This is a genomic window from Bartonella sp. AP36NXGY (genome assembly GCF_042195865.1).
GTDB lineage: Bacteria > Pseudomonadota > Alphaproteobacteria > Rhizobiales > Rhizobiaceae > Bartonella.
The window spans coordinates 1-15,062 of the sequence record NZ_JBHIPD010000026.1 but is presented as its reverse complement, the minus strand read 5'-3'; the positions used below and the strand labels follow the sequence as shown (position 1 = coordinate 15,062).

At 40.1% G+C, this 15,062-nt stretch carries 23 protein-coding genes; 3 read left to right on the top strand and 20 right to left on the bottom strand.

Going from position 1 to position 15,062, the window contains the following annotated elements; all coding sequences use genetic code 11:
• Positions 1-563: 563 nt before the first annotated feature.
• Positions 564-887 carry a hypothetical protein gene (locus ACFINX_RS08440; RefSeq protein WP_375613621.1) on the top strand — a complete coding sequence of 108 codons (324 nt, stop codon included), beginning with the start codon at positions 564-566 and terminating at the stop codon, positions 885-887.
• Between the two features lie 951 nt (positions 888-1,838).
• Here ACFINX_RS08440 and ACFINX_RS08435 read toward each other — a convergent pair.
• The 9 genes from ACFINX_RS08435 to ACFINX_RS08395 all read right to left on the bottom strand — a co-directional run bounded on the left by ACFINX_RS08435 (position 1,839) and on the right by ACFINX_RS08395 (position 7,113).
• Positions 1,839-3,008 carry a DUF6990 domain-containing protein gene (locus ACFINX_RS08435; RefSeq protein WP_375668645.1) on the bottom strand — a complete coding sequence of 390 codons (1,170 nt, stop codon included), beginning with the start codon at positions 3,006-3,008 and terminating at the stop codon, positions 1,839-1,841.
• 12 nt (positions 3,009-3,020) lie between these two features.
• The gene (locus tag ACFINX_RS08430; protein ID WP_375638459.1) at positions 3,021-3,395 is read right to left on the bottom strand and encodes a hypothetical protein; all 375 of its coding nucleotides are present in this window, start codon (positions 3,393-3,395) and stop codon (positions 3,021-3,023) included.
• Between the two features lie 355 nt (positions 3,396-3,750).
• On the bottom strand, positions 3,751-3,957 hold the full coding sequence (locus ACFINX_RS08425) for a hypothetical protein (protein ID WP_375638458.1): 207 nt from the start codon (positions 3,955-3,957) through the stop codon (positions 3,751-3,753).
• Positions 3,958-4,094: 137 nt separating this feature from the next.
• The gene (locus ACFINX_RS08420) at positions 4,095-4,634 is read right to left on the bottom strand and encodes a hypothetical protein (RefSeq protein ID WP_375668644.1); all 540 of its coding nucleotides are present in this window, start codon (positions 4,632-4,634) and stop codon (positions 4,095-4,097) included.
• Between the two features lie 339 nt (positions 4,635-4,973).
• Complete coding sequence (locus ACFINX_RS08415; RefSeq protein ID WP_375627738.1) at positions 4,974-5,510, bottom strand: hypothetical protein; 537 nt, start codon at positions 5,508-5,510, stop codon at positions 4,974-4,976.
• Between the two features lie 52 nt (positions 5,511-5,562).
• Positions 5,563-5,772 carry a hypothetical protein gene (locus ACFINX_RS08410; protein WP_375668643.1) on the bottom strand — a complete coding sequence of 70 codons (210 nt, stop codon included), beginning with the start codon at positions 5,770-5,772 and terminating at the stop codon, positions 5,563-5,565.
• 30 nt (positions 5,773-5,802) lie between these two features.
• On the bottom strand, positions 5,803-6,336 hold the full coding sequence (locus ACFINX_RS08405; RefSeq protein ID WP_375638454.1) for a hypothetical protein: 534 nt from the start codon (positions 6,334-6,336) through the stop codon (positions 5,803-5,805).
• Between the two features lie 148 nt (positions 6,337-6,484).
• A complete protein-coding gene (locus ACFINX_RS08400; protein ID WP_375668642.1) occupies positions 6,485-6,826 on the bottom strand; it encodes a hypothetical protein in 342 nt (113 codons plus the stop codon).
• Between the two features lie 143 nt (positions 6,827-6,969).
• Complete coding sequence (locus ACFINX_RS08395; protein ID WP_375668641.1) at positions 6,970-7,113, bottom strand: hypothetical protein; 144 nt, start codon at positions 7,111-7,113, stop codon at positions 6,970-6,972.
• Positions 7,114-7,836: 723 nt separating this feature from the next.
• Between ACFINX_RS08395 and ACFINX_RS08390 the strand changes: the two genes are divergently transcribed.
• A complete protein-coding gene (locus ACFINX_RS08390; RefSeq protein WP_375611626.1) occupies positions 7,837-8,400 on the top strand; it encodes an NADPH-dependent FMN reductase in 564 nt (187 codons plus the stop codon).
• Between the two features lie 18 nt (positions 8,401-8,418).
• Positions 8,419-8,934 (top strand): short-chain dehydrogenase, encoded by a 516-nt coding sequence (locus tag ACFINX_RS08385; protein WP_375637680.1) that lies wholly within the window; start codon positions 8,419-8,421, stop codon positions 8,932-8,934.
• A gap of 529 nt (positions 8,935-9,463) precedes the next feature.
• Here ACFINX_RS08385 and ACFINX_RS08380 read toward each other — a convergent pair.
• From ACFINX_RS08380 to ACFINX_RS08330, 11 genes are all read right to left on the bottom strand, one after another.
• On the bottom strand, positions 9,464-9,619 hold the full coding sequence (locus ACFINX_RS08380; RefSeq protein WP_375668640.1) for a hypothetical protein: 156 nt from the start codon (positions 9,617-9,619) through the stop codon (positions 9,464-9,466).
• Between the two features lie 335 nt (positions 9,620-9,954).
• The gene (locus ACFINX_RS08375) at positions 9,955-10,131 is read right to left on the bottom strand and encodes a hypothetical protein (protein ID WP_375651389.1); all 177 of its coding nucleotides are present in this window, start codon (positions 10,129-10,131) and stop codon (positions 9,955-9,957) included.
• A gap of 15 nt (positions 10,132-10,146) precedes the next feature.
• A complete protein-coding gene (locus ACFINX_RS08370; protein WP_375651388.1) occupies positions 10,147-10,722 on the bottom strand; it encodes a hypothetical protein in 576 nt (191 codons plus the stop codon).
• A 25-nt stretch (positions 10,723-10,747) separates the two neighbouring features.
• A complete protein-coding gene (locus ACFINX_RS08365; protein WP_375651387.1) occupies positions 10,748-11,107 on the bottom strand; it encodes a hypothetical protein in 360 nt (119 codons plus the stop codon).
• A gap of 88 nt (positions 11,108-11,195) precedes the next feature.
• Positions 11,196-12,347 carry a DUF6990 domain-containing protein gene (locus ACFINX_RS08360; protein WP_375668639.1) on the bottom strand — a complete coding sequence of 384 codons (1,152 nt, stop codon included), beginning with the start codon at positions 12,345-12,347 and terminating at the stop codon, positions 11,196-11,198.
• Between the two features lie 13 nt (positions 12,348-12,360).
• The gene (locus ACFINX_RS08355) at positions 12,361-12,726 is read right to left on the bottom strand and encodes a hypothetical protein (protein WP_375668638.1); all 366 of its coding nucleotides are present in this window, start codon (positions 12,724-12,726) and stop codon (positions 12,361-12,363) included.
• A 230-nt stretch (positions 12,727-12,956) separates the two neighbouring features.
• Positions 12,957-13,319, bottom strand: coding sequence for a hypothetical protein (locus ACFINX_RS08350; RefSeq protein ID WP_375668637.1), 363 nt, complete (start codon positions 13,317-13,319; stop codon positions 12,957-12,959).
• A 229-nt stretch (positions 13,320-13,548) separates the two neighbouring features.
• Positions 13,549-13,905, bottom strand: coding sequence for a hypothetical protein (locus ACFINX_RS08345; protein WP_375621565.1), 357 nt, complete (start codon positions 13,903-13,905; stop codon positions 13,549-13,551).
• A gap of 217 nt (positions 13,906-14,122) precedes the next feature.
• On the bottom strand, positions 14,123-14,344 hold the full coding sequence (locus ACFINX_RS08340) for a hypothetical protein (RefSeq protein WP_375668636.1): 222 nt from the start codon (positions 14,342-14,344) through the stop codon (positions 14,123-14,125).
• 279 nt (positions 14,345-14,623) lie between these two features.
• Positions 14,624-14,863 (bottom strand): hypothetical protein, encoded by a 240-nt coding sequence (locus tag ACFINX_RS08335; RefSeq protein ID WP_375668635.1) that lies wholly within the window; start codon positions 14,861-14,863, stop codon positions 14,624-14,626.
• Positions 14,864-14,873: 10 nt separating this feature from the next.
• The coding region (locus ACFINX_RS08330) for a hypothetical protein (RefSeq protein ID WP_375668634.1) at positions 14,874-15,062 on the bottom strand (189 nt) is incomplete at its 5' end.

Genomic DNA, 15,062 nt, shown 5'->3' with positions numbered 1-15,062 from the left:
ATCCAATCTATAAGAGGATGCACCCTAGCCCTCAAAAGAGTGCATCCTTCCCCTCAACGGAGACTGCCAAACCCTCATAAAGGCAGTATCCAATCTATAAGAGGATGCACCCTAGCCCTCAAAAGAGTGCATCCTTCCCCTCAACGGAGACTGCCAAACCCTCAATAAAGCAGTATCCAATCCATGGAAAAGATGCACTCCGCCTTCAATAGAGTGAATCCTTCCCTTCAAGGGTTTTACTCAATTTTCATCGCATCTCATTTTTATGAACCCTCATTTTTATGAATCCTTGGTCAAAGGCACAAAAAGAAGTTTGCTAGCAACTATTGTATCACCCACCTTATGGGATTCCACTTGCCTACAGAGCTTTCAAACTTTTTTACGCCTTCATAAAATCGAATCTGAAAGAATTCATTAAGGCAATTAAGAGTAAATTTTGTCAAAATATAGACAAAGTTTATTCTTTTTTGTGATTGTTGTATTTTTACTATAGTTATTTAAATCGAATTTATATATGATACGTATCGATATTTATTTATCGAAATAAATATAGGAGAAAAACTATGAATATCAGATATTTTTTCATAGCTGGGGCTATTACAAGTGGTTTAGCTCTCGCGATTCAAAAATCTGATCGTATAGTCAATAAACAACCCTCTCCTATTGTTGCTCCTTATACTATTGAGAAAACAAATTTACAGTTTGTTAAACAAGTAAGGGACACATCGGATACATTGAATATACTGAGAGTCAGTAATAGAAGCGCATCAGAACAAGCATCAATCAACGATATATACGATAAAGCAGAAAATTTATTGAATGCAATAGCTGGTTTTTTAGGATCACTTATTATATATTTCGTACAACTTGTTGCTACTAGAATATAAGATACAAAAAGTTCTTAAAGTAAGGTTATATACATTTTGTATATATTGTAAAATTTAAATAAAAAGGCCCTTTATAAAATGGGGCCTTTTTTAGTTTAATTTTTCCTTTGTTTTAGTTTAGTTTTTATTGTGTTTTTATTTTTATTGGCCAAATATCATCGCCTTCAAAAATGCCATTTTTACTTGCCTCACATCTCAAATGACAAAGGCTCTAACTCCCTAGGGCTCTAACTCCCTAGCTTCGCTCCCATAGCGCTTTCGTTAATAAGGGTCCGCAATCTTCTTGTTCTTCCCAAAAATTCTTCTGTTTTCAAGAAAATGACCATGCATCTCCTCTGTCATCGGATTGGCTTCCAGATCTCCATGAAGCAGACTGAAAAACACAAAAATACCATAAATTTTTATATCAATATCACCATACTGAAACACTGTTGAAGCTTAACAAGCGCTGCTTCATTGGCAAGGACTTCTTAGAAAGACAAAAAACACCTCAAAGGCAAAAGAGCTTAACACTGCTCAAAAATGCCATTTTTTGCCTTCCTCTCACCTCAAATGACAAAGGCTCTACCCCCGGCTCTACCCCCTAGCTTCCCTCCCATAGCATTTTAGTCAATAGAGTTTCCCCATAGCGCCTTTAGTCAATGGAGCTCCCCCCATAGCGCTTTAGTCAATGGACCTTTCCCTCATACCGCTTGAATAAGCGATAATTTATGAGAATTTTCTAACAAAACAACAAAACCATCTTAAAGAAGAGAGTAGAATTTATAATTGATTTTTCTCCTCTATTCTTGAGGATCAAGCCATTTCCAGTCTATTTTTTAAAATCTTGGCTATTATTCTTGATTTTTCGAACCCTTTATTTTGCTCTGGTAAGAAAGGTGTGAAAGCGCCATGATTGAGACGCTTTCACATCTTTTAAATAAAAGTGCTTTTCTTCAACAGGAGAATAAACTAATCAATTTTTATATCCATAAATGCGATTTTACCATCTTTAATATAAGTAATATCAGGAGCATGTTTTACCCCCTCTGCTTCAAACACGAACTGTTCATCACTCACCCCTTCAAATCCTTGTTCCCTTAATTCTTGTTTTTTCTCCTCGACTAATTTTTTATGAAAATCTCGTTTTTGATTACACGTATTAGGAGATCTTACTCTAAAAAGCTGATAGTCCATGGCTATAGACCACTTCTCAGCAACCCGTTCCAGTAGATCGTAACTGAACTTTCCTTCCCTTTTCACTTCTTGAGCGATCACCATCGCGCGTTCCAAATGGACTTTTTCAATGGTTTCATCAAAGCCAAGCTTCTCCCCTGCCGTAAAACTTTCGTCATAAGAAGCTAAAGTCTCAACATCGCCCAGCAAGGCAAGAGCAGCAAGATGCAGCAAAGCATAAGGTGCAAACTCTACGTCTCCATCCGTTGCCCATGATAAAGAATCTTTTTCCCAAGGGGGAATACTATATTGAGAGCGAAACATTTCAAGCAAAGAATCATCTTCCATTGTCCATTTTAAAGTTTTATCGAGAGCTTTCTTTAAAAGCTGGACGCTCACTTTTTCTTCAAAAATTTCCAATCCATTGGGTACAAAATTCATAAATACTGTTGGCAAAACCCCAGAATTATGCGGATTAATCGTCTGACAAGCCGCCGCAAAAATACCGCTCATAATTAAAAGCCCGCGATCAAACGGGGAAAATTCTTCCACGTGTTTTTCGTTATAAAGAAACTGCACTTCACGATCGGGTAAAAAGAGGGTTGCCAAATAATCTCCTTTTCCCTCGATGTCCACAGACCACCCCAAGCTTTTTAAAAGCGCTGTTGCACTTTCTATCGTGAGAATTTCATCATCATCATAACCGACAAAGGGTTCTTTTTCCTTTGCCTTTAGTTGCAAACGCCTCTCCTGCAGCACGGCTTCATCTTTCCAAAACTGCTGCGTTGCAAGATCATTTTCTTGAAGCACTCTTTCCAGCTCGCCTTTCACTTGAAAATTCATTTTCATCCGTTTGAAGACAGAGGTATAAAGAGCTAAAACAAGCATGATAATGATCATGCAAATAACAATAAATACCCAGAACTCGGGATCTAATAGAAATACGGCTATAGGATCAAAGTTCATGTTCCCCCCTCACTATTTACACAACCCGTGCGACAGAGAGCTTATGTGCTCTCGCACCGAGATTGCTTCTTCTAGTTTCTGAATATTTTTTTGCAACTCACCCGTCACTTTGGTGCGAAGCCGTAACATAACCGGAATAAAAATAATGACACAGACCGTTATGGCGACCGTTGTTTTAAAGAGAACGGCATGCACAACATATTGCCACCCTGTCAGCTGCCAATTTAATACACCTGGTATTTCTAGAACCATTCTCCACATGACAATGAGAACCGCAATAGCAAAGATAATTTTATAATCCTTTGCTGAGAGTAACGCTTGCTGAAGCGAAAAAGAATGCGCTCCTTTATGCGTTTCTTGCTCTGATGCCCAATTTTGCTCCTTCATGTATTCCCCTCTCACTCTTGATGAAAAGACCCGTGTGACAGAGAGCTTATTTGCTCTCACACAGAGATTGCCTCTTCTCGTTTCTAGATCTTTTTTTCCAATTTACGCATTATGATGATGCAAAACCCAAATATCACCGAAATCAAGAAAAGTACACAGGCCGTTATGGCTTACGTCATAATAAAAATTATAATATTCCTGCTACCTTGCCACCCTCTTACCTTCCTCACATCTCAAATAGTGAAGATTTTCAAACCACGCCAATCTATAAACAATAGTCACAATTCAGCTTTTTCTTCCTAAAAATTCTCCTATTTTCAAGAAAATGACCCTGCATCCCCACCTTCAATAGGATTCATTTCAAAGCTTGAATGAACAAGGCTCCTAAAAATACGAAAACAACCCATATACCGCGCGCCCCTACAAGCAAAACCGTTCCTTCCTCACGCCTCAAACGATAAAGTAAGTCCCAAGCACTCACTCTAGGCTCTAAACCCCAAGGGCTCTTATTCCCTTTTATCAATACTAATCCATAATCGGCTTTTCTTTCACTCAATGCCACCCTCAACACTGCTCCTTAGAGCAATGTTTACGGACACCTCATGAAAGAGCACCAAAAAATATCAGAGGCAAAATGGTATAGAGAGCAATCCCTATAAAGGCTGAATCTCTCATAATTTCTTCATTATTTTTTCCCTCTCATGACTTCTCAAACGCTGTATCCTGTTCTTGCAAGACGTTTTTCAGTTCTTTTCTTAAACAGCGATACGTTCTCACCTGCTTAAAGACACCATAATAAAGTTGTAAAATCATCATAGGAATACAAGCAACCACCAATGTCACGCACATAAGCACGAGACCGAATATTGTAACAAGAATATCACTCCATTTTTCTCTATCGCCTTTTTTATACCAATCCTTTTGATCGGTTATTTTACCCCGTTGCTGGTTTATTTCTTTCAATTTTTGAGTATTTTTTCTCAACAAAAGCCACAATGTTATGAAGAGTATGTACAGAACTGGAAACAAGACCCAAACACACACTGTAATAACTTTCCAAAACGCATACAGAGAGAGAAAAAGAGGTGTATCCCACCACCCTGTCAAGTTCTCTTGGCTACCCAAAGATGAGAGAAAGAAAATCTTGTTGCACAACTCAATAATGAGCGAGAGGAACCAAATGACAACATGCTCTCGCACAGAAAAATAATCTTTCCCAAAAAAAATAGCGTAGTTCATTATAAAATGCTGAATAAAATTCTGACTTTTTCCCCTTCATTGCTCTTCCTTTTTTTATGAAAAACGCATTTTTTTATCTCATGCCCGCTCTTTTAAGAACCACGAAAAGTGCGATGCATGGCGCTTTCCTTATTTTTAATAAACCCCCCCAACTTTCTAAAAGCGCGGTTACTCTTCCCAATGATTAAGAGCATCCTCCTCATTACAAACGAAAATAGGCTCTCTTCTTTGTCTGATGATTTTCCAACCATTCATCCTCCCCTCTTCTTGTGTCACGAGAGCTTCTAAACATTGCCTCTTACCCCTCACGATAGCTACAAAAGCGCCTTGTCACTCTCTTTATCTTACGCGTTTTAGTAGCCGTCTCATTCTACGATACTTTCTCACCTGCTTAAAGACACCATAATAAAGTTGTAAAATCCCCACGGGAATAGCAGCAAACCACACTGTCACGAACACAAGCACGAAACTGAATATTGTAACAAGAATATCGTCCATTTTCCACTTCACACTTTCTTTATATCGATCCTTTTGATCGGTTATTTTACCCCGTTGCTGATCTATTCCTTTCAATTTCCGAATATTTTTTACCAACAAACGCCGCAATATGAAGCAGAGTATAAACATAACTGGGAACAAGACCCAAACACACACTGTAATAACTTTCCAAAACGCATACAGAGAGAGAAAAAGAGGTGTATCCTGCCACCCTGTCAAGTTCTCTTGGCTACCCAAAGATGAGAGAAAGAAAATCCTGTTCCATAGCTCAATAATGAGTGAGAGAAAACAAATGACAACATGCTCTTGCACAGAAAAATAATCTTTCTCGAAAAAATGGCGCAGTCCATTATAAAATGCTGAATTTTTCCCCTTCATTGCTCTTCCTTTTTTTATGAAAAATGCATTTCTTTATCTTATGCCCGCTTTTTTAAGAACCACGAAAAGTGCGATGCATGGCGCTTCCCTTGTTTTCAACAAAAACCCCCAACTTTCTAAAAGCGCGGTTGCTCTTCCAAATGATTAAGAGCATCCTCCTCATTACAAAAGAAAATAGACTCTCTTCTTTGCCTGATGATTTTCCAACCATCCCCTCTTCTTGTGTCACGAGAGCTTCTAAACATTGCCTCTTACCCCTCACGATAGCTACAAAAGCGCCTTGTCACTCTCTTTATCTTACGCGTTTTAATTCCCGTTTCACTCTACAATAGGTTCTCACGCGCTTGAAAACAAAATAATAAAATTCTAAAATGAGCATGACAACACCCGCAGGAAAAAAGACGTTTAGCAGAAATATCAACCAAAAGTATACGATAAAAAAACAGATTATTTTTTCTCTATTGTTTTTTACTGGATTATTTTGTTGATCGATTGTGTGACCCCGTTGCTGGATAGCCTCTTCTAACTGCTGAATCTTTTTTTTCAACAAATACATTAAGATGAGATAAAGCACCAATAAAACAGGCATCAAGGCAACAACAACAACCATGATGACTTCACGCAGCACAAAGAGCGCCAAAAGAGTGCTATCCTGTGATACACTCAACGGCCACTTGGCTTCTAATGGAATCAAAAGAGCTTTATAACCTATCCCAACAAGGATAGAAATAAGACAAATAATCATATGATCTTTATAAGAACGAAATGATTTTCCAAAAAAAAGAGAGCACCGTTTGTTATAAAATGTGGAATTTTCCCCCTTCATTTGCTCTTCCCTTTTATGCAACTGTTTGTCCCTAACTTTTATAAGGACACGCATAATCTCTCAAGCACAATTGCATCCATTATGGTCAAACAGAATACCTCAGAGAATACTCGTATTGCATATTCATGTTGCCAATATTTTTGCCAATTCACGTGCTTGTTTTAAAGAAATCTCTCAACACTTCCAAACCAACGCGCATCACCCCCATTTCATGAACATCCCCCATGAAAGGGATAACAATAGCGCTCCCATGAATATATCCCCTTACTATAAACTCTATCACCCCTATTGTTTCAATAAAAAATGTAATCCAGCACCATTCATATACGCCCCCTGCAGCCTCTACAATAGCCTTACCCTCCCCTTGCGACAAGCCACGCCATAACTCGTTCCTCAACACGGACACCCCCCCCATTACCCTAAGGCTCCCGACAACAACCATACCGCTGCCCCTACAACAGCCATACCGCTGCCCCCTACAAACAGCCATACCGCTCTGCCCCTACAAAACAGCCATACCGCTCTGCCCCTACAACAGCCATACCGCTCTGCCCCTACAAACAGCCATACCTACTGCCCCCTACAAACAGCCATACCCACTGCCCCCTACAAACAGCCATACCGCTCTGCCCCCTACAAACAGCCATACCGCTCTGCCCCTACAAACAGCCATACCCACTTGCCCCCTACAAACAGCCATACCGCTCTGCCCCTACAAACAGCCATACCACTGCCTCTACAACAGCCTTTACCCGCACCCCCCCTACAAACAGCCATACCGCTCTGCCCCTACAACAGCCTTTACCCGCCCCCCCCTACAACAGCCATACCGCTGCCCCTACAACAGCCATACCGCTGCCTCTACAACAGCCTTTACCCGCACCCCCCCTACAACAGCCATACCCACCACCCCTTCTACAACAGCCATACCCACCACCCCTTCTACAACAGCCATACCGCTGCCCCCTACAAACAGCCCTATCTAGCTTCTACGATAGCCTTTATCCCTTGAAAAGACAGAAGCATTTTTATTCTTTTCTCTATTGTTTTCCGCCCACTTAAGACATGAAAAAAGGAACTTCCATTGATTTGCAAATGATCGCGCAATAAGAGCATTTGAAATGAGAAAATCTTACAACTTTCTTATTCCAATTAAAAAGGATCAATGATCATTCAAAATATGACGATATATTCCATTTTTCATTGGGGATCTTGCAAGCCAATAGCTCAGAATATATTCATCAAAGCGCTTCTAAGACAGAGAGACAGCCGCTACTTTTGAGATCAAGCATTTTAATATTAATGAAAGCACTAACATTCCCTTGCAAGTTTGAGGTGTTGTTTTGTCAACAATCTTGTTAGCATGGATTGATTCTATGATCATGCGGTATCATCACAACTGCTCTTTATAAACAGCATAATGATACGCGCCATTTTACTCACACTTCTTTATAAGCCTTGCGTTATAGGCTTGTGAGGAAAAGATAAAGGAGAATCCTGTTGAATATAGCAATTATTTTGGGGTCTGTGCGTCAACCTTCCTTAACAAGAACTTTAGCCAGTTATTTAGCGGATTGCCTCATAAAGCGGGGTGCATCACTTCATTGGGTTGATTTGCGTGAACAGCCCTTGCCGATGACAGATCCCGATTATCATCAGCAGGTAGAGGCTAATCCAAGTGCTGCGGTCCGTGAGTTTGTCAAAACCATTGCCGCGGCTGATGGCGTTATTCTAGCAAGCCCTGTTTATCAAGGATCTTATTCGGGTGTTTTAAAAAATGCTCTTGATAATTTGAGCTATAATGCCTTTTTAAATAAACCTGTTGGACTTATCTCTCATGGGAGTACGGCCAAAAAATGCGCACAACCGTGTGAACATTTAGTGCCGGTGGTACACACGCTTTATGGTTATACACTCCAATGTCAAATCGCCTCCTCCAACGAAGATTTTTCCTCAGACGATGAAGGTCGTACTTGGAAAGTTATAAGTGAAGAGGTACAAACCCGTTGTGAAAGACTTGCTGATGAAATGTACACATTTTTAAAGCAAAGAGGCGGGATTTAAAGCAATAAGGGAGGGGGCATGAAAAAAAAGGATGCGCACTATCGTTATTTAGTGGTAGGGGGCACAGGGATGCTTGCCCCTTTGTATCAATCACTAAAGCCGCAAGAAGTGATTATTGCTGCACGCTTTCTTTCCCATAAAGTCCAGCTTGAGGCATTGCACAACAAACAGTTGTGCGTGTCGTTGGATTATGATTGTGCGGCATCAAAGGCGCAATTTTTAGAAGCTGTGAAGCAATGGCATGATCTAAAATATTGCATATTATGGATTCATTCGCCCGCCTATGCATTTTCTTGCGCATTAATTGAGCAGTTGGCTCTTTTGCCTAAACCGCCATGTATTCTTCATATTTTTGGTTCCAACATGCATGATCAAATGATCCTCGAGTGCGCGCGCAAAAACAAGGTTGATTTTATCCCCATTCAATTAGGACAAAAAACAACGCCCAAAGGTTTACGATGGCTGACCCATAAGGAGATAAGCCAACAGGTACTGGATGCCATAAAAAACCATATGAATAAACAAAACTTATGATCAAGACCTCTGCTTTGCAAAGAAGCAGTGCCCCTTCAATCTCTATCCATACCCGAACACCCTCTTAAATAACTCATACTCTCTTACATCATAGGCTTTGAGAACGAACAATCCCCCTCCCTTACGCCTCTAAACAGCATGCCTATATCAACAGCTTCAAAACCAAACGTTTTTCTAACCCTTCTCACACGGGCTTATCCCCCTCTCACAACCATCACGGCTCTTGAGCAACCACACGCCTTTTTACAGTTCCACGTTTTTACGATTTTGCAAATTCACAGAAAACAACAAAACTGCCGATAAACCGCCCCATTAAAGCCTATACAAGCCTGTCACCAGCCTATTCATTGCCATCAACCCTTTTCCCCCAACGCCCTCCATTCCCCCAATCCCCCATTCCCACATTCCAATTTTGACGCATTGCACAATCCAACCTTTACGCCTCCATTGGCACCCTCTTTACCCCATATCCTCCCCACAACCATCACGTCTCTTGAGCAACCACACGCCCTTTTACAGTTTCACGCTTTTACGATTTTGCAAATTCACAGAAAACAACAAACTTCCGATAAACCGCCCCATTAAAGCCTATCATCAGCCTATTCATTGCCATCAGCCCTTTTCCCCCAACGCCCTCCATTCCCCCAATCCCCCATTCCCACATTCCAATTTTGACGCATTGCACAATCCAACCTTTACGCCTCCATTGGCACCCTCTTTACCCCATATCCTCCCCACAACCATCACGTCTCTTGAGCAACCACACGCCCTTTTACAGTTTCACGTTTTTACAATTTTGCAAATTTACAGAAAACAAGCAAACTGCCGATAAACCGCCCCATTAAAGCCTATACAAGCCTATCACCAGCCTATTACAAACCTATCATCAGCCTATTCATTGCCATCAACCCTTTTCCCCCAGAGATCAGCGTAAAATGAGAAAAACAATCGATGCCCTCCTCCCCAAGCCGTGAAGAAATGGCATGATCTAAAACTTACGCCTCCCCCATGACACGAGCACTACATGCGCTTTTTCAGCGCTGCGTTTAATTGTTTGGTAACCTTGTAATATGAGATCAAACGCTTGATAAAAGAAATATACAGTGCCACAATGGGTATTGTTAAGAAAAAATCAAAAACACCCCCCAGCAGAATGATCAAAATCACCGTCCAAAATGCCGCTATTTCGTAATGCATTTTATCCCCTTCCCTTTATAAATTGATTGATTGGGTTGCTTCAGTCACTTCTTCCAACTGCTGAATCTTCTTTTTCAATCGATGAGTTAAAGTTTCACGAAGGATCACAACAACAGGGATCGTTGCAAAAATACATACCGATAAAAAAAACCAGAAAAACAAGAGAATGATAATATATTCAAATCTGCTCTCATCTACCTTAGCAGCTATCCCTTTAGAGAAAATCACATAGACATAAGCTTTGAAAAACATAATGATGAAAGAGAGGCATGCGTGGAGGATATAATCTTTGCGTGAAAAAGCGAGCCATTTTTTTAACGAATAGAAACTTATCTGTGTTTCTAGTGCTAAGTTTTGCGGCACTCTCTCTTTTTCTTTTCCGCTTTTTTCAAAGAAACAAAAATGCTGCGGCTGTTCTTTCATCAAACGTCTTTGTTTTTTCACTCTGTAATAGAGCCTCAAACGCTTTATTAAAGAATAATAAGGCGCCACAATAATCATATTCACAAAAATGGCAAAAACTGTAACTGCATTTAGAAGAAAATATCCAACCGGCAGAAACAAAATAAAAAACGCGATCTCACCCCTCATGCATATAACCTCATTGATTAATCTCTTACTGCTTTATTTTTTCTTTTAGTTTTTTCTTTATTTTTTCCAATTTACGCTCTTTAAAACGACAAATGCCCCACAAAATAGGAAGGGGTGTGAGAAGACAAAACCATATCAACACTGGTAAGAGAAAAATAAGAGAACCAATTCCTTCCCATCTTGTCCATTGCAACGGCTGTACCAGAGACTTTGCACCCGCAGGAACTTCTAAAGCCATCATGATAAGGCATGTACAAAACATGATAAAAAAGCGGTGCCCTATTATTTTACACCGTCCCACCCCTTTACGCCTTTCCACTGAAGACACCATAAATTTTCTAAATGAAAAGAAAGACTCTTCAAATGTTGCTTTTTTCTCCTGCATTGTTCCCCTCTGCTTTTACGCTTCGCGCTTTTTACGCATTATTTTTAGGTTTAAGCTCTTTTTAAATTATCTAAACTCTTTATTTTTCTCAATAAATTTTTTCATCAATCCTAATTTCTACATCCATATATTCTAACTCCCCATCCTTTATGTAAAGAATATGAGGACGATAGTTTTTTCCATCAACCTCACAAATCGCGTCCTTTTCGTAAACAAAATATCCCTGTTGCCTTAATTCTTCTCTTTTTTCCTCGATCAAATTTTCATAAGAATCTCTTCTTCTATTGCACAAATTGGGATCTGTAGCTCTAAAACATTCATAGCTTTCCACCTCCATGGAAAAATTCTTTGCCGCCTGTTGAAGCAAATCGTAACTGGGTTGCTTTGTCTTTTCTACCGCTTGAGCAATCACCATTGCGCGTTCCAGATGCTCCTCTTCGATGCTTGTTTCAAAGCCCAGCTTCTCACCTTCCATAAAGCTTTTGTGATAAGAGTGTAAAGTTTCAACATCGCCCATCAAAGCCAGAGCAGCAAGATAACGCAAGGAATAAGAAGCCAACCGAGGGACCACAGTTTTGTTTTCCCAAGGCAGGATTCTATATTGAGAGTGAAGCATCTTGCCAAGATCAACCTCAGTCATTGCCTCATCTAAAGCTTTCTCGAGTACACGACGTAAACATCCAACGCTTACCTTTTCTTCAAAAATTTCCAACCCCTTCACATCAAAACTCAATTCAAGAGCAATCAAACCTCCAGAATTATAAGGGTCTATTGTTTGGCAAGCCGCCGCATGGATACCAGAAACCACCGCAATTGCACAATCAAATCGCGGATACCCCTTCTCAGCATTATAAAGAAACTGCACTTCACGATCTGGTAAATAATAGGTGGCCAAATGATCTCCTTTTCCTTCAATTTCCACCTTCCACCCCAAACTCTTTAAAAGCGCCGTTGCACTTTCCATCGTTAAGATTTCCTCATCAGAAAGAGAAAACTCTTTTTCCTCAGATAACGGCTTAATCATCGGCATTTCCCCACTAGACGGCTCAAAAACGACAGGTTGTTCAAGCACGCGGCTTAATTCTTTTGTCACTTGGCAATACAGCCTCACCCGCTTGAAAGTAGAGTAATACAATGCCCAAATAAACATCATGACCACGGCAGAAAGCAGCGTGAAAAGCGTCAAGCCCACACCCCACGAGAGTACAACAATAATATCCATCATTTTAATATCTATCATTTTCTCCGCCCCTTCATGCGCTGTTTTGTTGAGAAGCGGTTTTTCTCCGCTTCCAGATTGCTTGCTCCAACATATCGATCTTTTCTTTCAACAGAACCGTGAAAATGATACGAACCACAAAGGCAACAGGGATGAACAAAAAAATAAACCATGATATAAGCTCCATAATTAACGAGAGAGCTGCCACGACATCCCCTTCCCACTCCGCCAACTTCCACCCAAGCAACATGGGTACGAAGCGAAGAGCCATTCTTAAAGCAGCCACAATGAAAGCAATACAAAAGATGACTTTATAATTTTTGCGTGTCAGAAACGCTTCTTCAAGCGCAAAAGACCGTGGTTCTTTATCCAATGGTGAATTTTTTCCATTGCCCCTCATTTTTTATCCCTCATTTGTTTCAATTTTTAAGCCATTTTCATGAACCGAAGCTTTCGTCCTCACAATGAATGAGGGTTCATCAATATCAAGCGCTTGTATCCTTCATCTTTTATAAAGACAATATCAAGGGTGCATTTTTTTCCATCACCTTCAAACATCGCACGAAGAGAAGGTCTCTCCTACAACGCATGAGAATATATAAAGACCAGTATTCATTTTCTGCCCTCCCTTCACGCGCGGTTTTGTTGGTAAGCCGTTTTTCTTCGCTGCCAGATTTCTTGATCCAACTTATCGATCTTTTTTTTCAACAAACGCGTAAAGATGATACGGACCACAAAGGCAACAGGAATGAGTACAAAAATTAAATCTAATATAACCTGCACGATGCAAAAGAGAACTGTTATGACATCCCCTTCCCATCCCGCCAACTTCCACTCAAGCCACATTGGTATGAAGAGAGCCGTTCTTAAAGCTGCCACAATGAAAGCAATGAAAAAAATGACTTTATAATTTTTGCTTGTCAAAAACGCTTCTTCCAGCGAAAAAGACCGTAATTCTTCATCCAATGATGCATTTTTTCCATTGCCCCTCATTTTTTATCCCTCATTTGTTTCAATTTTCAAGCCATTTTCATGAACCGAAGCTTTCGTCCTCACAATGAATGAGAGTTCATCAATATCAAGCGCTTGTATTCCTCATCTTTTATAAAGACAATATCAGGGGTGCATTTTTTTCATCAACTTCAAACATCGCACGAATAGAAGGTCTCTCCTACAACGCATGAGAATATATAAAGACCAGTATTCATTTTCTGCCCTCCCTTCACACGCTGTTTTGTTGGTAAGCCGTTTTTCTTCGCTGCCAGATTTCCTGATCCAACTTATCGATCTTTTTTTTCAACAAACGCGTAAAAATGATACGCACCACAAAGGCAACAGGAATGAGTACAAAAAGAAGCGCTGATATAAAAACCAATATTAATGTTAAAATGAACAGGATATAATTCCACCACCCTGTCAAATCCCACTTAAAAAACATAAAGAATGCCATTATAAAAGCTGACACAATGAAAGCAATGCAAAAGATGACTTTATAATTTTTGCGTGTCAGAAACGCTTCTTCAAGCGAAAAAGACCGTAACTCTTCATCCAATGGTGCATTTTTTCCATTGCCCCTCATTTTTTACCCCTCATTTGTCTCAATTTTTAAGCCATTTTCATGAACCGAAGCTTTCGTCCTCACAATGAATGAGGGTTCATCAATATCAAGCGCTTGTATCCCTCATTTTTTATAAAGACAATATCAGGGGTGCTTTTTTTTCATCAACTTCAAACATCATGTTTTCATCACTCACAGTGTACCCCCTATTATCTTAAGGCTTCTCTTTTCTCCTCGATCAAATTTTTATAAAAATATCTTCTTCTATTGCACAAATTTGGGTCTCTGACTCTAAAATTCTAAGTGCTCTTTTTATTTTCAGGAAGATAAGCTGCTTTCCAAAGAAGAAGCAAACGAGTGCAAGAAAATCGTAACGAAGTTGCTTTGTCTTTATGACGATTTGAATCATCAACAAAACCGGCCCAAATTGATTTTTTCGATATTTTTTTTCAAAGCCCAAACTTTCATCTTCTATAAAGCTTTTATGAGAAAGCTGCCAAATGTTAACATCAGCCCTCAATACCAAAGCTCCAAGGGTGTGCAAGTAAAGAAGAAGCCACTTGAGAGATAGCACAATTTCCTTTTCCCAAAGAAGGGTGCTCTATTGAAAGCCCAAACACGCGGCCAAGATAAACCTCAGTCCCAAATCAACCTCATTCATTGCCTCATCGAAAACTTCCTCAAGTACACGACACGCCCTACGCTTACCTCTTCCTCAAGAAATTTCAATCCCTTTGCCTTAAAATCCACCCCTTTGCCTCAATGCCTCGTTGTCAATCTGGCCCCCCCAAAATGATAAAGCCCTAAAATGATAAGGATTAATCATTTGGCAAGCCGCCGCATGAATACCAGCGCCTCTCACAATTCCATAACCAAATTGCACAAAACCTTTTTCATCCAGAGATGAGAAACTGTCCTTCACGGTCTCGTAAATAAATAACGGTCTCGTAAATAAATAGATGTCCCTCTTTTCTTTCAATTTTCCCCCTCTACCCCAGGCTCTTTAAAAGCACTGTTACACTTGCTATGGAGCAAAAAGTCTTGATCAAAACGTGTGCTTTTGGCTCACCTTCTCTATGCGCCTTGCCTCTCCACCTGCAAAAAATGGGCTCTTCTTCCCCAAACACCAGAATATCTTTTGCTTTAAGTATAGATTTTTCGCTCTCAATATCGCTTGG

Bases quoted from the DNA above. Each gene is read 5' to 3' on its own strand.
- ACFINX_RS08440 (WP_375613621.1), top strand. From the start codon at position 564: ATGAATATCAGATATTTTTTCATAGCTGGGGCTATTACAAGTGGTTTA.
- ACFINX_RS08435 (WP_375668645.1), bottom strand. From the start codon at position 3,008: ATGAACTTTGATCCTATAGCCGTATTTCTATTAGATCCCGAGTTCTGG.
- ACFINX_RS08430 (WP_375638459.1), bottom strand. From the start codon at position 3,395: ATGAAGGAGCAAAATTGGGCATCAGAGCAAGAAACGCATAAAGGAGCG.
- ACFINX_RS08420 (WP_375668644.1), bottom strand. From the start codon at position 4,634: ATGAACTACGCTATTTTTTTTGGGAAAGATTATTTTTCTGTGCGAGAG.
- ACFINX_RS08415 (WP_375627738.1), bottom strand. From the start codon at position 5,510: ATGAAGGGGAAAAATTCAGCATTTTATAATGGACTGCGCCATTTTTTC.
- ACFINX_RS08405 (WP_375638454.1), bottom strand. From the start codon at position 6,336: ATGAAGGGGGAAAATTCCACATTTTATAACAAACGGTGCTCTCTTTTT.
- ACFINX_RS08400 (WP_375668642.1), bottom strand. From the start codon at position 6,826: ATGGCTGTTTGTAGGGGGCAGCGGTATGGCTGTTGTAGGGGCAGCGGT.
- ACFINX_RS08395 (WP_375668641.1), bottom strand. From the start codon at position 7,113: ATGGCTGTTTGTAGGGGGGGTGCGGGTAAAGGCTGTTGTAGAGGCAGT.
- ACFINX_RS08385 (WP_375637680.1), top strand. From the start codon at position 8,419: ATGAAAAAAAAGGATGCGCACTATCGTTATTTAGTGGTAGGGGGCACA.
- ACFINX_RS08375 (WP_375651389.1), bottom strand. From the start codon at position 10,131: ATGCATTACGAAATAGCGGCATTTTGGACGGTGATTTTGATCATTCTG.
- ACFINX_RS08370 (WP_375651388.1), bottom strand. From the start codon at position 10,722: ATGAGGGGTGAGATCGCGTTTTTTATTTTGTTTCTGCCGGTTGGATAT.
- ACFINX_RS08365 (WP_375651387.1), bottom strand. From the start codon at position 11,107: ATGCAGGAGAAAAAAGCAACATTTGAAGAGTCTTTCTTTTCATTTAGA.
- ACFINX_RS08360 (WP_375668639.1), bottom strand. From the start codon at position 12,347: ATGATAGATATTAAAATGATGGATATTATTGTTGTACTCTCGTGGGGT.
- ACFINX_RS08355 (WP_375668638.1), bottom strand. From the start codon at position 12,726: ATGAGGGGCAATGGAAAAAATTCACCATTGGATAAAGAACCACGGTCT.
- ACFINX_RS08350 (WP_375668637.1), bottom strand. From the start codon at position 13,319: ATGAGGGGCAATGGAAAAAATGCATCATTGGATGAAGAATTACGGTCT.
- ACFINX_RS08345 (WP_375621565.1), bottom strand. From the start codon at position 13,905: ATGAGGGGCAATGGAAAAAATGCACCATTGGATGAAGAGTTACGGTCT.